Source organism: Geotalea uraniireducens (genome assembly GCF_027943965.1).
GTDB lineage: Bacteria > Desulfobacterota > Desulfuromonadia > Geobacterales > Geobacteraceae > Geobacter > Geobacter uraniireducens.
On record NZ_AP027151.1, the window covers coordinates 2670255 to 2685665 of the forward strand.

The 15411-nt window shown below is 56.8% G+C and carries 12 protein-coding genes and 1 riboswitch; of the genes, 7 read left to right on the top strand and 5 right to left on the bottom strand.

Going from position 1 to position 15411, the window contains the following annotated elements:
- Positions 1-8 precede the first annotated feature (8 nt).
- The 4 genes from opp4C to QMN23_RS12540 are packed head-to-tail and all read right to left on the bottom strand — an operon-like array spanning position 9 to position 5177.
- Complete coding sequence (gene opp4C, locus QMN23_RS12525; protein WP_281999663.1) at positions 9-863, bottom strand: oligopeptide ABC transporter permease; 855 nt, start codon at positions 861-863, stop codon at positions 9-11.
- Positions 863-1846 (bottom strand): ABC transporter permease, encoded by a 984-nt coding sequence (locus QMN23_RS12530; protein ID WP_281999664.1) that lies wholly within the window; start codon positions 1844-1846, stop codon positions 863-865. The genes opp4C and QMN23_RS12530 overlap by 1 nt, the downstream gene beginning before the upstream one ends.
- Positions 1846-3459, bottom strand: coding sequence for a peptide-binding protein (locus QMN23_RS12535; RefSeq protein WP_281999665.1), 1614 nt, complete (start codon positions 3457-3459; stop codon positions 1846-1848). Before QMN23_RS12535 ends, QMN23_RS12530 begins: the two co-directional genes overlap by 1 nt.
- Positions 3456-5177, bottom strand: coding sequence for a tetratricopeptide repeat protein (locus tag QMN23_RS12540; RefSeq protein ID WP_281999666.1), 1722 nt, complete (start codon positions 5175-5177; stop codon positions 3456-3458). The genes QMN23_RS12535 and QMN23_RS12540 overlap by 4 nt, the downstream gene beginning before the upstream one ends.
- Positions 5178-5455: 278 nt before the next feature.
- Between QMN23_RS12540 and QMN23_RS12545 the strand changes: the two genes are divergently transcribed.
- The 5 genes from QMN23_RS12545 to QMN23_RS12565 all read left to right on the top strand — a co-directional run bounded on the left by QMN23_RS12545 (position 5456) and on the right by QMN23_RS12565 (position 11428).
- Positions 5456-7039 (top strand): AAA family ATPase, encoded by a 1584-nt coding sequence (locus tag QMN23_RS12545; RefSeq protein ID WP_281999667.1) that lies wholly within the window; start codon positions 5456-5458, stop codon positions 7037-7039.
- Complete coding sequence (locus QMN23_RS12550; RefSeq protein WP_281999668.1) at positions 7024-7281, top strand: hypothetical protein; 258 nt, start codon at positions 7024-7026, stop codon at positions 7279-7281. The genes QMN23_RS12545 and QMN23_RS12550 overlap by 16 nt, the downstream gene beginning before the upstream one ends.
- Positions 7278-10571, top strand: coding sequence for a sodium:solute symporter family transporter (locus QMN23_RS12555; RefSeq protein WP_281999669.1), 3294 nt, complete (start codon positions 7278-7280; stop codon positions 10569-10571). The genes QMN23_RS12550 and QMN23_RS12555 overlap by 4 nt, the downstream gene beginning before the upstream one ends.
- Before the next feature lie 70 nt (positions 10572-10641).
- On the top strand, positions 10642-10977 hold the full coding sequence (locus tag QMN23_RS12560; protein ID WP_281999670.1) for an STAS domain-containing protein: 336 nt from the start codon (positions 10642-10644) through the stop codon (positions 10975-10977).
- A 16-nt stretch (positions 10978-10993) separates the two neighbouring features.
- Positions 10994-11428, top strand: coding sequence for an ATP-binding protein (locus QMN23_RS12565; protein WP_281999671.1), 435 nt, complete (start codon positions 10994-10996; stop codon positions 11426-11428).
- A gap of 28 nt (positions 11429-11456) precedes the next feature.
- Here QMN23_RS12565 and lgt read toward each other — a convergent pair whose 3' ends face one another.
- Complete coding sequence (gene lgt / locus QMN23_RS12570) at positions 11457-12233, bottom strand: prolipoprotein diacylglyceryl transferase (RefSeq protein WP_281999672.1); 777 nt, start codon at positions 12231-12233, stop codon at positions 11457-11459.
- A 139-nt stretch (positions 12234-12372) separates the two neighbouring features.
- Positions 12373-12567, top strand: a riboswitch (M-box (ykoK) riboswitch).
- A 59-nt stretch (positions 12568-12626) separates the two neighbouring features.
- Here lgt and QMN23_RS12575 point away from each other — a divergent pair.
- Positions 12627-13904, top strand: coding sequence for a magnesium transporter (locus QMN23_RS12575; protein WP_281999673.1), 1278 nt, complete (start codon positions 12627-12629; stop codon positions 13902-13904).
- Between the two features lie 15 nt (positions 13905-13919).
- On the top strand, positions 13920-15218 hold the full coding sequence (locus tag QMN23_RS12580) for an Nramp family divalent metal transporter (protein WP_281999674.1): 1299 nt from the start codon (positions 13920-13922) through the stop codon (positions 15216-15218).
- The last annotated feature ends 193 nt before the right edge of the window (positions 15219-15411 follow it).

Genomic DNA, 15411 nt, shown 5'->3' on the forward strand with positions numbered 1-15411 from the left:
AAAAGGAATTAGCGGCGCAAGCGAGGATCGAGTGCGTCCCGGATCCCCTCCCCCACCAGATTATAAGCTAGAACGGTAATCAGAATGGCCAGCCCCGGAAAGAGCGACAGCCACCAGGCGAACTCCAGATAATCTTTGCCGGACGTCAGCATATTTCCCCAGCTCGGCGTCGGCGGCTGAACGCCGATGCCGAGGAATGACAGGGCCGATTCGGTCAGGATCGCCCCCGCGACGCCGAGCGAGGCTGAAACCAGCACCGGCGAAAGGGCATTGGGGAGGATATGGTGGAAGAGAATCCGCCAGTCGGACGCCCCCAGGGCGCGTGCCGCCAGGACAAAATCACGTTCCCGCAACGAAAGAACTTCGGCCCGGACGAGCCGTGCCACCCCCATCCAACCGGTCAGACCGATGATCGCCATAATATACCAGATCGACGGTTCGAGCATGGCAATGACCGCCAGTATCAGGAAAAACGTCGGGAAACAGAGCATGATATCGACGAAGCGCATGAGCACGCTATCGACAAAGCCGCCGTAATAACCGGAGATCAACCCCAGCAACGTGCCAATAGCCACGGCAATCCCGACCGACACGAAACCGACCTTGAGCGAAATCCGCGCTCCGTAGATAACCCGGGTAAAAACGTCGCGGCCCAATCCGTCGGTCCCGAACCAGTGGGCCGACGATGGCGGGAGCAACACGTGGTAGGCATCGATGGCATCGGGATCCCAGGGCGTTATATAGGGCGCCAGCAGCGACACGACGAACAGCAGCAACACCACCAGCACGCCGGCCACGGCAAACCGGTTGCGGGAAAACCGCCCGCAGAACTCAAAAAAGAGCCGGTTTCTGCCGGACGCCATCACCCCTCCTGTCCGTGTCTGATTCGCGGATCTGCCAGGGCATAGCTGATATCCGCCAGCAGATTGCCGATCAGGGTGAGAAACGCGCCGATTACCAGGATTCCCATAACGAGCGGGTAGTCGCGGGCCATCACCCCCTGGTAAAAGAGCTGCCCCATCCCCGGGATGGCGAAGATAGTCTCGAAAATGACGCTGCCGCCAATCAGCCCCGGCAGCGAGAAACCGAGGAGGGTAATGACCGGCAAGAGCGCATTGCGCAAGGCATGCCGATAGATCACCGTCCGCTCCGCCAGACCCTTGGCCCGGGCGGTAGTGATGTAATCCTGGCGGATCACCTCCAGCATATTCGAGCGCATGTAGCGCGACAGCCCGGCGAGACTGCCGAAGGTGGCAACCGATACCGGCAGCAGGAGGTGTTTTGCCAGGTCAAGATACCGGGCCAGCGCCGGTAGCCTGTCGCTCCCCAGGGAATGAAGACCGGAAATCGGCAGCCACCCCAGTTTGACTCCGAAAAAATACATCAGCAGCAAGGCCAGCCAGAAGGTCGGCACGGCAAAACCAAGGAAGACAAACAGGGTGATGCCCTTGTCGTAGAGCGAATCACGGTGGGTCGCGGCGAAAACGCCAATCGGGATCGCCAGTCCGAACTCCAAGACGAGCGCAATCAGATTGAGGCCCAGGGTAACCGGAATCCGCTCCTTGATCTTATCCAGCACCGGCCGGTTGTCTGGCGCGAATGACCGGCCGAAATCGAGGCGGGCGACCCGACCGAGCCAGGTGAGGTACTGGACATGCAGCGGTTTGTCGAGACCGTAATACTCCCGAAGCCGCTGCCGGGTTTCGGCGGTGATCTTCGGGCTCATGGCGGTCTGGGCCTGTACCGGCTCTCCCGGCGCCAGGCGGATGACCGCAAAGGTGATCAGCGTAATGCCGAGCAGTAGCGGAATCATCATGATCAGTCGTTTCAGGAGGTAGTTGAGCATTAGTTGACCTGCTCCTCCTTGGGGACATACCATTTGATAAAATTGTAGCCGATGCCGGCCGGGGCCGGAACGATGCCGCGGAACCGGGCGTTGACCACCGGCAAGGCGTCGGGAACGTAGAGAAAGGTATAGGGCTGCTCGTCGGCAAAGATTTCCTGGATGCGGTAGTAGCAGCGCTTGCGCTTCTCGATGTCGAAGGTGCGACGGCCCGCTTCGATCAGCCGGTCGACCTCACTGTTTTTGTAACCGATGAAATTCAGCTCCTTCGGGCCGGTTTTGCTCGAATCCCAGACGTCGAACAGGTCGGGGTCTGGTGGAATGGTCCAGCCCATCAGCAGGGCGTCGAAATTCCGCTTGTCGATGAAATTGGTCAACAGCGATGCCCATTCCAGCACCCGGATCTTTACCTCGATGCCGATCTTGGCCAGCCGGCGCTGGATAATCTGCGCAGCCTTCAGCCGCTGCTCGTTCCCTTGGTTGGTCAGGATGGTGAACTGGAACGGCTGGCCGTTTTTGCGGAGAGTGCCGTCCCCCCCCGTCTGCCAGCCGGCTTCGGCCAACAGTGCCTTGGCCCGGGCGGGATTGTAGTCGAAGTCCCTGATCGCGGGGTCGTAGGCCCAGGTCCCCGGCTTATAGGGTCCTTTCGCCACTTGGCCGAGCCCGAGCAACACGCCGTGGACGATTTCGTCCTTGCTGATGGCACTGGTCAGCGCCTGGCGGACCCGCTTGTCGGCAAACAAGGGATTTCTCAGGTTATAGCCGAGATAGGTATAGGCGGAAGCCGGATAACGGTATTTATTGAAGCGACGGACAAACTCCGCCGTATCGGTCTGCCGGGCGTACTGCACCGGCGTCAGATCCATCATGTCGATCCCCCCCGCTTTGAGCTCCATGTACATGGTCGAGCTGTCGGGAATGATCCGGTAGATATAGCGGTCGATGTACGGCCGGCCTTCAAAGCAGTCATGGAACGATTCCAGGACGATCTTCTGACCGGCAACCCATTCCTTGAAGCGATAAGGACCGGTACCGATCGGATGGCGGGCCAGTTCGCTCTTGGTGATATCCTTACCTTCCAAAAGGTGGGCCGGCAGGATATTCATCCCCCACGAGGCGAGGGCCGGGGCGAACGGCTTGGCATACGTGACGCGGAACGTATAGCGATCGGGAGCCGTGGCGGTTTTTACCTGCTTGAAGTCTTCGGCGTAAGCGGTAGGAGTTTTCGGATCGATGGTCACCCGGTAGGTATAGAGCACATCGTGCGAGGTGAACTCGACGCCGTCGTGCCATTTGACCCCTTGGCGGAGATGGAAGGTGATGGCCAGTCCGTCGGGCGAGACGTCCCACGATTTTGCCAGATCCCCGACCAGTTGAAGATTCTTGTCGTACTTGACCAAGCCATTGTAGATATTGCCCGCCACGTCGAGCGAGGCGGTATCGGAAGCAAGCAGCGGCAGCAGGGTGGATGGCTCGCCGATACTGCCGACAATCAGGGCGTCGCCGTATGCCGGCACTCCCGGTCCTCGGTGGACGGCCTCGACAGCCCTATTCCCGCCCTTGCAGGAGACGACCAGCAGCAAGACCAGAAGACAGCCGACCAGCCGCATTGTCATTTGTCAGGGATCTCCGCCTTTGCCTTCCGCATTTTCTCCTGAATATCTTTGCGCTCAGGCTCCGCCGCCACGATTTTTTTGTACAGTTCCACCGCTTTCCTGAATTCCCGGATGGCGACATAGGCGTCGGCCAGATGTTCGGTAATGGTCAGGTCATCGTTGGCAAGCTTCAACGAACGCTCCAGCACCGGGACCGCTTCGTCGTAGCGTTTCATTTTGTAGTAAATCCAGCCGAGGCTGTCGAGAATGAAGCCGTCGCCAGGCTTGAGCTGCACCGCTTTTTTCAGGTACTGAAGCGCCTCGTCGAGCTTGATCCCCATTTCCGCATAGGTATAGCCGAGATAATTGAGGGCCTGTGCATCGTCGGGAGCCAGTTCGATAACCTTTTTCATTCGGGCTATCGACTCGTCCCGGTTGCCCATTTTATCGTAGAGCGTTCCGAGGCGGAACTGGAGGCGGGGCTCCTTGGGGAATTCGGGCTCGATCCCCAGCAACAGCGTCACGCCATCCGTGTACTTGCCCATCGATTCATAAAGCCCGGCCAGATAAAGGTACAAATCGAGCTGCTTCGGCTGGGACGCGATCGCCTGCTTCAGGACTTCGACCCCTTTATCCCCTTCGCCCATATCCTTGTAGATGAAGGCGATATGCCCGACCGCCTCGAGATAGTTGAAGGCGGTGACGGGAATCTTGCCGAATTCCTCAATCGCCCGGGGATAATCCTCCTTGTCCTCATAGGCACTCGCCAGATAAAATCTGACCTGGTGAGCAGCCGGCTCCTTGTCGAGAATCTCCCTGAAGGTCGCAATCGCCTCGTCGTAACGTTCCAATTCGAGATAGATCAGGCCGATTTTCCGGAAGGTTTCCAGGCCGCCGACCCCCTTGGCCTTCATATCCAGCAACAGGGGAAGGGCATCCTCCAAACGCTGCTGCTGCAGGTAGAGCTGGACCAGATGCTGAGTTACGTTGAGGTTGAAAGGATTTACCGCCAAAAGTTCCTTGTAGGTATCGATGGCATCGTCGACCAAGCCGAGGCTTTCCTGGGTCACCCCCATCTCGATCAGCGCCTGCTCGAAGTCGGGCTTCAGACCGATGGCCTTCCGATAATAGCTGATCGCCTCACGGCCAAGTTTCATCTGTTCATAGGTCTTGCCGAGGTAGTAATAGCCAAGAGCCGAATCGGGCCGGATCTTGATCAGTGCCTTGAGGGTGTCAACCGCCTGCTCGTAATCGAAAAGCTTCACATACGAGACTGCCAAATGCAGATAGGCGTCTTCCTTGTCGGGAGCGAGCTCGATCGCCTTCTTCAAGTGGGGCACGGCGTCCTTGTCCCGTTTCATCCCGGCCAGGATGGTGCCGGCAATGATCTGCGCTTGGCGATAGTTCGGATCGAGATCGATGGCTGTTTCACACGCCTTCAGGGCATCGTCCAACCGATTCATCTTCAGGTAGATTTCAGCGGCCGCTGTATGGAGGAAAGCCGAATCAGGGTCCGCTTCAATCGCTCCATTGAGAAGCGTCAAAGCGCCGTCCAGATCACCATCCAGCAGGCGGAGCCGGGACAGCGAATAAATGTAAAGCGCTCGCGAACCGGCAATATCGACGGTCGGCTTAAACGTCGGCTCCGCGGTATGAGGGCGGATTCCCGCACCGCTTGTAGCGCACCCGGAAAGAAAAGAAACGGCAAGGACAAGTGCAGCGACAATTGATCTTTTCATGCGTTACCTATCGAGATAGTGGATCGGGAAGAAAAACCAAGGCTCGGAGTCTCCGGCGGACAGTTGCCAACTCACGGAAAATCAACTCCGGGACAGATTGGGGGTTTGTTGCTCCGTTTATCATCCAAAATGGCGGAGCCAGGCAAAAGCCCCGGCTAACCATCTAAGAAAGCTAACACAATTCCTTATACCCGTCAAATAATTATCTGTACCGGGAAACCTTGCGCAACGTACTGTTTATGATACTGTTTCAGATATTCCCCCGGGACGGAAACGGTATGGAACAGCGAGTCATACGGGCACTTCTCAAACCGGCCGCATATCCGGAAACTACCGGTTCCGTGGAGCTCGTCCAAACCCACATTTCCTACATTTTTCTCACCGACACCCACGCATACAAGGTGAAAAAACCGGTCGACTTCGGTTTCCTGAACTTCACAACCCTGGACCGTCGGCGCTTCTATTGTGACGAAGAGATCCGACTCAACCGCCGACTCGCCCCCGACATGTATCTGGATGTGGTGGAAATCCGCGAAACCAATGACGGTGCAGCATTTTTCGGTAGCGGCAGGGTAATCGATTACGCGGTAAAAATGAAACGACTTCCCGCCGGCCGCATGCTCGACCAGCTCCTCGATCAGGGTGGAGTTTCGGCACAGGACGTCCGAAACATTGCCGGGACGGTCGCCAGATTCCATCAGCACGCCGAACGAAGCGCCGAAATCAATGCCGGCGGCACGCTTGCCGCCATTCGGTTCAACTGGGAGGAAAATTTTCAGCAGACCGAGGAGTTCCAGGATATCACGTTGCGGCGACAGGACTTCCGTTGCATCCGTGACTGGGTTATCGGTTTTACCGAACTGCATGCCCCCCTCTTCGAGCAGCGGATCGCTGACGGCTTCATCCGCGACGGCGATGGCGATCTGCACACCGAAAATATCTGTCTCGGGGAAACCGGAGAGATCTGGATTTTCGACTGCATCGAATTCAATCCCCGCTTTCGCTACGGCGACACGGCAGCCGACATCGCCTTCCTGCTGATGGACTTCGACTACCACGGCCGTCCGAAACTAGGCACGGTTTTCCTCGACACCTACATTGCCGCAACCGGCGATACCTCTATCACCCAGCTCCTCGATTTCTACAAAATTTACCGGTCCTTCATTCGCGGCAAGGTGGAAAGCCTGCGGTTTAAAGACGGTCAACTCGACGAAGAGGCGCGGCAGCGAGCCCAGTTGAACGCCATGCACCATTTTCGCCTCTGTCGGGGCTATATTGCCAGACGGCAGTTGCCGCTTTCATTGATCCTGACCTGCGGGCTGACCGGGACCGGCAAGAGCAGCGTAGCCCGCAGGCTGGCTTTCGAGTTGGGACTGGAAATAATCAGCTCCGATGTGTTAAGAAAGAAACTGGTCGGCATCGCACCTTCCACCCCATGCCCGGCCGGTTACAATGAGGGAATCTACGGCCGGGAAATCACCGGTCGGACCTACGACGAACTGTTGCTGACCGCCGAAGAAGCACTGACCGCCGGGCAGAGCGTTATCGTCGACGCAACAATGTGGCAGCGAGCCGTCCGCCACCGCTTCAGCGATCTGGCATACCGCCATGGGACGGCGCTCCGCATTCTCCATATCCAGTGCCCGGAGGAACTGGTCAGGAAACGACTCGAAGCCAGGATAGCCGACCCCGACGAACCATCGGACGGAAGGTGGGAGATCTATCTTCGCCAGCGCGAAGATTTCGAACCGCCCACGGCAGATGAGGGGGATATCATCGCAATCGACACGTCAGCTACGGCGGATGAAAACATTGACGCGGTCCTGACCGCCATGGGGATAGCATCGTGTGGCAGAGATTGAAGAACGGCCTGCTCAAACGGGTTCGCTACAGAGAAACGTGGGTGATCAGTTTCATCCTCGGAATCATCTTCATGAACTACCCGTTCGTCCAGCTTTTCAACAAACCGCTCCGACTGTTCGATATCCCGCTGTTGTTTCTCTATTTTCAGGTCGGCTGGGCCGTAGCAATTTTCGTGATCTACCTGTTCAGCAAGGCAATCGACGCTCCCGATGACCGGGACAGCGAAGGAGATCACCATTGATTCTCAGCATTGAACTGGTGGTAGGGGTATCACTTCTCTACATCGTTCTGCTCTTCACGGTGGCCTATTATGCTGACAAGAAACGGGAGGAGGGGAAAAGTATCATCGCCAACCCTCTCGTTTATGCGCTCTCTATCGCTGTTTACCACACCTCCTGGACCTTTTACGGCAGCGTCGGCAAGGCAGCGACAACCGGTATCGATTTCCTGCTCGTCTATCTCGGCCCCACCCTGGTCGCCTTTTCCTGGTGGTTTCTCCTGCGCAAGATCGTCAGGATCAGCAAAGAGAACAACGTCACCTCGATCGCCGACTTCATCAGTTCCCGCTACGGCAAATCACAATGGCTCGGCGCCATCATCACGGTCATCGCCATCCTCGGGATCATGCCCTATATCGCCTTGCAGCTCAAGGCGGTTTCGACGACTTTCGATATCCTTTGCGGCTATCCCTACGTCCAGGTGCCGCTGCTGCACAAGAACTACCCGCTCTCGCTCCACACGAATTTTTTCGCCGCCATCATTCTCAGCACCTTCAGCATCATCTTCGGCGCCCGCACCCTTGTCTCTTCCGAACGCCACGAAGGGCTGGTCGCCGCCATCGCCATCGAATCGGTCGTCAAGCTGGTGGCTTTCCTGGCGGTCGGCATGTTCGTCACCTATGGTCTGTTCGATGGCTTCGGCGACATTTTTTCCCGGATCGACTCCCAAGGGAAGCATCTGGAGCATCTGACCACCCTCGGGGTAACGGGGGCGACCTCCTACCCCCAGTGGTTCACCACGTTCTACCTCTCGATGGGTGCAATCCTGCTATTGCCGAGACAGTTCCACATCATGGTGATCGAAAACTCCGCCGAAGAGCATATCAAAAAAGCCATGTGGCTGTTCCCGGCCTACATGTTCCTGATCAACCTCTTCGTCATGCCGATCGCTCTCGGCGGAATCCTCCAGACCGGCGACATTCTCGGTGCCGACTTCTTTGTCCTCACCCTCCCCCTCAAGGCCGGCCACTCCTGGCTGGCACTCCTGACGTTCCTCGGTGGGTTTTCCGCCTCAGCAGGGATGGTAATGGTCGAATCGGTGGCCATTTCCACCATGTTTCTCAATCACCTGTTGATGCCTATCGTCGTCAAGCTCCCTTCCCGCCCCTGGTTTCCGGCCATGCTGATCAACCTGAAGCGGCTCTGCATCTTCGTGGTAATCTTTCTCGGCTACATCTATCAGACTCTGGTCGGCGAAACCTTCATGCTGGTCAACATGGGGCTGATCTCTTTCGCCGCGGCCGCCCAGTTCGGTCCCGCCCTGCTCGGTGGACTCTACTGGCGCCGGGGGAACAAAACCGGAGCCATTGCCGGCATCGTCCTCGGCTTCATTCTCTGGTTCTACACCCTGCTCCTCCCCTCAATCATCATGTCCGGCAAGCTGCCGACCGATCTCATGGACAAGGGGCTGTTCGGCCTGGAATTCCTCAAGCCGACCGCCCTGTTCTACCTCACCGGCTTTGACATCTGGACCCACTCGCTATTCTGGAGCATGCTGTTCAACGTGGGGGCCTACCTGGCATTTTCCATCCTCTTCCCCCAGGGCGACCGGGAGCGTGAACAGGTACGGAAGTTCGTCGACGTGTTCACAACCAAGAAGAACGGTGTCCCGTGGGAAACCAAGCGAATGTCTAAACCGGTAACGATCGTCCAGTTCGTTAACCTGATGTCGAAATTCATCGGTGAACGGCAGGCGCACGACGCCATCGCCGAATACCTGGGCAACCGGGAGATCAACGAACAGGGAGGGGTATCCGAGTTCGAACTCCCCAAGCTCAAGCGCTTTACGGAGAAGACTCTCGCCGGAGCTGTCGGCGCCGCCGCCGCCGGCGCCATCGTCGAAAGCTACCTTTCCGATCTCGGCTCCCGGATGGAGCCGGTCTACGATATCTTCAGCACCGTCCAGGCATCACTGGCGGAAAGCCGCGAAGCCCTCTACGTCCGGCTCCGGGCATCCGAACTGATGAACCGCACCCTCGACCTCCAGATCATCATGGACGACCTGCTCAACCTGCTGCTTCAGGAATTCAACCTGGACCTGGCAGTAGTTCGACTCATTGACGAGAATGGCGTGTTGCGGATCAGAAGTTACAGCGGCAAGGGAATAGCTGGAATTACCGGCAAGAACTGGGAACCGGAAAGCGAAACCTATATCGGCGAAGCATTCATGGCCAACCGGGTGCAGTTCATAAACGACACCCAATACATCACCAAGCCGTATACCCGGGAACTGATGCAGCAGGAGGGGATCAAATCGTTCGCCCATATCCCCATCGCCCGCAAGGGCGAACCCCCCTTCGGCATGCTGTCGGTCTTTTCCAAAACAATCGTCGGTCTGTTCAACGAGCCGTTTCTCAATCTGCTCGAAAGCCTGGCCGGCCAATTGGCCCAGGCCGTCAAAATAGTTAGGGAAATGGAGGAAAAGGGGCGGGAGCGCGAAGAAAAGGAACGGGCGCTGTTGGAAAATGCCCGGGTGGTAAAGGAGATGGAGATTGCCAAGCAGATCCAGCTGTCACTGCTCCCCTCGGCGCCGCCGGTTCTCCCCGGAATAACCCTTGCCGGGCGCTGTAAGCCGGCTACCCATGTCGGGGGCGACTATTACGACTTCTTTCGTCATGGCGGCAGCTGCATCGACATGGTAATTGCCGACGTATCCGGGCACAGTGTCGGCGCAGCACTGATCATGGCCGAAACCCGGAGTGTCCTGCGGGCTCAGGCCCGTTCAGACAAGAGTACGGCCGACATCCTCGCCAATCTCAACGAACTCCTGCTCGACGACCTGAATAACGCCGAGCTGTTCATCTCCATGTTCTACATCAGATACGACGGGATGAGCCAGTCGATCTCATACGCCAACGCTGGTCACAATCCGCCACTTATTTTCCGGCGGGGGCATCCCGCCTGCATCGAACTCGACGCCGAGGGGCTGATCCTCGGTATCAAGCGCGAAGTACAATTCGAAGAGAAATTGATTGCCCTGGAAAAAGGCGATCTGGTCCTTCTTTACACTGACGGCATCACCGAAGCGCAAGCGCCCGATGGCGAATTCTTCGGCACCGGCAGACTGTGCGACCTTCTCGATACTGCCAGTTCACTATCGGTCGACGAAATCGTTGAAACCATCTTGAATGCCATTGAAGCATTCACCGGTACCGCCACCCTGAACGACGACGTTTCAATGGTCGTTTTCAAGGTCCATGACGACGGAACAGGACTCATGAAAGTACAAGCGAAGCAGACCACTTTAGTGTAAGATATCTCATGCTGGAAGAGGATGCAGTCCGCGTTCTTCTCCGGCAGACCCCGACACGGAAGGAGAAACCATGAACCTGAACGTTGAGCAGAAAAACGACATCATGATCATTTTTGTCAAAGAGGAGCGACTCGATGCGCACAATTCCAACGATCTGAAAACAAAGATGCAGGAGCTTTTCGAGAATGGCAACAAGCATCTGCTGGTAGATATGAACGATGTCCGTTTCATCGACAGCTCCGGCCTCGGCGCCCTCGTTTCCGGATTCAAGAACGCCATTTCGCACCAGGGGAGCCTGAAACTAACCAGCCTGCAGCCGCAGGTCAGGTCGATGTTCGAATTGACCCGGCTGCACCGGGTGTTCGAGATATTCGGGTCAACGGCGGAAGCACTGGAAAACTTCTAGGGAAGCGAGGGGGGCAATGGACAAGAATGAAATCGAGGTAGATATCAAGGTTCCCAATCAGACCCGCTACCTGAGCCTCATCGGCAGGATCGGCGAAGATCTCGCCAAAGAACTCGACCGCTATGACGGCGACCGGGAAACGCTGGCCTACCACATCAACCTGGTGCTTACGGAAGCGATGGTCAACGCCATCAAACATGCGAATGCCGGAGACCCGGACAAGATGGTCCACGTCTACATCAATCTCTCGGAACATGAGTTGGTGATCAGAGTCTACGACGATGGGCAGGGGTTCGACATCAGCACCATCCCTCCTCCCGACTTCGACAAGCTCGAAGATCGCGGGCGGGGGATATTCATCATCAAGTCGTTGATGGATAGCGTCAGATACGACAAGATCAATGGCGGCAACGTTCTGGAAATGTGCAAAACCTTCCGCTGTCCCTCGTAAAAGGACCGCGCAAGATTTCACTGCCGCATCATTTTTTGCGCATCGACACCAGGGCAACCATCAACGCCCCGAACAGAAACATCGGAAAACTGAGCAGTTGCCCCATGGAAAAGGGGCCGAACACCAGACCAAGTTGCGGGTCGGGCTCGCGAAAGAACTCGACGAAAAAGCGAAACAGGCCGTAACCTGAAACAAAAGCCCAGAAAACCACCCCGGTCGAGCGCGGTTTGCGTTGGAGCAGCCAGAGCAGGGAGAAGAGGACGGGGCCTTCGAGCACAGCCTCATACAGCTGTGAAGGATGCCGGGGAACCCCTCCGCCGCCGGGGAATATCATTCCCCACGGGAGATCGGTCGGCCGGCCGAACAGCTCACCGTTGATAAAATTACCGAGCCGCCCCAGGCCCAACCCGATCGGCCCGGCTGGTGCACAGAGATCGGCCAGGGTAAAGAAGCCGATCTTCTTCCGCCGCGCAATATACAATCCCGCCAGGATAACCCCGATCAGCCCCCCGTGAAACGACATCCCCCCTTCCCAAACGGCAAAAACTTTCAACGGATGGGAAACATAATAGGAAAAATTGTAAAACAGCACATAACCGAGACGCCCACCCAGAATGACGCCGAGGGCGAGACTGAAAATCAGGTCGGCGACGTCATCGGTACTTAGGGGAAGCTGCTTCCGCTTGACACCCCGCAAAACGAGAAAATAGGCGCAAATAAATCCAACGATATACATCAGGCCGTACCAGCGGAATTCAAGCGGCCCCAGACGGAGAAAAACCGGATCGATTTTTGGAAACTGCATGGTGCTCCTCACGGGACAAAAGTGTTCCTACGGTAGCAACAAATCGGTCAAGTGTCAATCAAGGGAGACCGCCCGACAGCACGCTCCATCACGCCAAACCGCACGATTGACAAAACAATTCCGACGGACTATAAAGGGTGGTATTCCTCGTTAGGAAGAGGCGTTGGTACAAACAAAGGCTACTGCCCAGAAACGTCGAAAGACGCCAATGTGGTAGAACAGGTCTGGCCGGCTTAAGGCTTTACCCAAGGTAGCTGGTGCGGCGAGCAGCCAAACGGCGGCATTCGCCTGAACCTACGTTGTACCCTGCCGAAACTCAACCAGGGGGAAAGCTGCGACCTTGTCCGCAAGGCCCTTTCTCCGCAAAGGGCCTTTTTTCGTGGAGGAGCCGGCATGAGTGCGACAGCTCTCGTCAACGAGCTATATCTCAGCGAAGTTCTCGACCGGACCGTCATCAACGACCAGGGCCACGAAGTCGGGCGGCTCTGGGACATGATCATGATCCCGGGGGAAGTCTTTCCCGAAGTGTCTCACCTGCTGGTAAAGGACCGGAAACAGCTCTATTCGATCCCCTGGCAGGGGATTACCCTCTTCACGCCCTTCGTCATCTCGGCTTCCGCCCCGCTTGGTGAGATCATCAAGGGCAAATATACGCCGAGCGAAGCAGATATTCTCGTCAAACGCGACATTCTCGACAAACAGATCGTCGACGTTGATGGTGCCAAGGTGGTGCGCGTCAACGACCTGAAACTGGGAAACCGGAAAGACCTTCTCTGCATCTTCACTGTCGATATCGGCTTTCGTGGCCTGCTGCGTCGGCTCGGCCACGAGCGGCTCTGGGAGCAGGCAGCGCGGTTGCTGCGTAAAGAAATCCGCCACCAGGAGATCAGCTGGGAGTACGTCCAGCCGCTGGAAACGAACGCTTCTCGACTGACACTCACCATGGCCCGGGACCAGATGGCGGACATGCATCCGGCGGATATCGCCAGCATCATTTCCCAACTATCACACACCCATATCCAGACGGTCCTGACCTCGCTCGACACCGAAACCGCCGGGGAAGCGATCCACGAACTGGAACCCGAACTCCGCTCCCGGGTCATGAGCCAGCTCGACAGCGAGCAGGCTTCGGACATCCTGGAGGAAATGGCCCCGGACGAGGCGGCAGACGTGCTTGGCGATCTCCCGGAAGAAAAAGCGAAAGAACTCCTCGAACTGATGGATGAGGAGGAAGCCGAGGACATTCAGGAACTTCTAGAACACGAAGAAGACTCCGCCGGCGGGTTGATGAACAGCGAGTACATCGCCATCGGCGAAGCACTGACCGTCGATGAAGCGCTGGCGGAAATCAGACGGCTGGCTCCTGAAACGGAAACGGTCTACTATGCCTACGTCATTGACCGCGAAGAACGGCTGCAAGGGGTCGTCAGCCTCAAGGAACTGCTGCTCAATGAAGGAAACATGCCGATCGCCGAGATTATGACCACCAACCTGAAAACCGTCGACGTCGAGGCAACCCCGGAAGATATCCTCGAAATAGTCGCCAAATACAACTTGGTCGCCGTGCCGGTCCTTGATGAGGAAGAGAAAATGGCCGGGATTGTCACCGTCGACGACATCCTGGAACTCTTTCTGCCCTTTGCCCTGCGCCGCCGGCGTTATCACCACTGAGAGTTACGAACCGCCATGTTCACCGGCATCAGCATTTTCAGACTCTTCAAACCAATCCGTAAGGTCAACCTGCGGAATATCCTCATGTTCATGGCCATTCTCGGGCCGGGGATCATCACCGCCAATGTCGACAACGACGCCGGCGGCATTACCACCTATTCACTGGCCGGCGCCCATTACGGCTATTCGCTGCTCTGGCTGATGCTGCCGACCACCGTGGCACTGGTGGTTATCCAGGAAATGTGCGCCCGCATGGGGGCGGTCACCGGCAAGGGGCTCTCCGACCTCATTCGGGAATCATTCGGCGTTAAAGTGACCTTTTACGTCATGATTGCCCTGTTTCTCACCAACATGGGCAACTCGGTATCCGAATTTGCCGGGATCGCTGCCAGTCTGGAAATCTTTGGCATCAGCAAATATCTCTCCGTTCCGGTCAGCGCCCTGCTCGTCTGGCTGCTCATCGTCAAAGGCTCGTACAAGGTCGTGGAAAAGGTATTCCTCGTCGCCTGCATGGTTTACATCGCCTATCCCATTGCCGCTTTCATGGCCACCCCTCACTGGAACACGATCCTCACGGCAACGATCACTCCCTCATTTAAAGCCGACAGCGGCTACCTGATCACCATGATTGGGGTGGTCGGGACAACAATTGCCCCCTGGATGCAGTTCTATCAACAATCGGCCGTTGTTGAAAAAGGGATTACCATCGACCAGTACAGCTTTTCCCGCCTCGATGTAGTCGTCGGCTGCATTATGGCAATCGTCGTGGCATTCTTCATTGTCGTAGCCTGCGCGGCAACGATCTTCAGCCAGGGGCTCCAGATCGAAACGGCCGCCGACGCTGCCCTTGCCCTCAAACCGCTGGTCGGAAAGCATGCCTCCGCCCTGTTCGCCTTCGGACTGTTCAATGCATCGCTCTTTGCCGCCTGCATCCTGCCACTTTCCACAGCCTACTATATCTGCGAAGGGATGGGCTGGGAATCGGGAATCGACAAGGATTTTCGCCGGGCACCCCAGTTCTTCTGGCTCTTCACCGTCATCATCATCAGTAGCGCGCTGATTATCCTCTTCCCCAATGCCCCGCTCATTACGATCATGTTTGTCTCCCAAGTGGTCAATGGCGCGGTGCTCCCCTTCGTCCTGGTGTTCATGCTCTTCCTGATTAATGACCGCCGCCTGATGGGACCCTACACCAATGGCCCGACCTTCAATATAGTCGCCTGGCTGACCGTTATCATCATGATCGTTCTTACCGCTATCATGACGATTGACATGATGGTCCCAGGCATCTTCGGCAGGATGTTCGGCAGCTAATTGATCGCCGCCCGGGATGCCATCAATCACCACGAAAAAATTTTTCACCGGCCGTTGACAACCTTTCCGGCAGCTGTAGAATTTCAGCAAAAGATGAGTGTTCTTTGAGAATTGCTCTGGGAATCAGGTACTGGCCGGTTGAGGGACCTGGCGGATAATTTTACGACAACCCTTCTCGAGCCCGGACGCTGTG

Coding starts and splice junctions, on each gene's coding strand:
- QMN23_RS12575 (WP_281999673.1), top strand. CDS start 12,627: ATGAGTGCGACAGCTCTCGTCAACGAGCTATATCTCAGCGAAGTTCTC.
- QMN23_RS12530 (WP_281999664.1), bottom strand. CDS start 1,846: ATGCTCAACTACCTCCTGAAACGACTGATCATGATGATTCCGCTACTG.
- QMN23_RS12545 (WP_281999667.1), top strand. CDS start 5,456: ATGGAACAGCGAGTCATACGGGCACTTCTCAAACCGGCCGCATATCCG.
- QMN23_RS12565 (WP_281999671.1), top strand. CDS start 10,994: ATGGACAAGAATGAAATCGAGGTAGATATCAAGGTTCCCAATCAGACC.
- QMN23_RS12535 (WP_281999665.1), bottom strand. CDS start 3,459: ATGACAATGCGGCTGGTCGGCTGTCTTCTGGTCTTGCTGCTGGTCGTC.
- QMN23_RS12540 (WP_281999666.1), bottom strand. CDS start 5,177: ATGAAAAGATCAATTGTCGCTGCACTTGTCCTTGCCGTTTCTTTTCTT.
- QMN23_RS12580 (WP_281999674.1), top strand. CDS start 13,920: ATGTTCACCGGCATCAGCATTTTCAGACTCTTCAAACCAATCCGTAAG.
- lgt (WP_281999672.1), bottom strand. CDS start 12,233: ATGCAGTTTCCAAAAATCGATCCGGTTTTTCTCCGTCTGGGGCCGCTT.
- opp4C (WP_281999663.1), bottom strand. CDS start 863: ATGGCGTCCGGCAGAAACCGGCTCTTTTTTGAGTTCTGCGGGCGGTTT.
- QMN23_RS12560 (WP_281999670.1), top strand. CDS start 10,642: ATGAACCTGAACGTTGAGCAGAAAAACGACATCATGATCATTTTTGTC.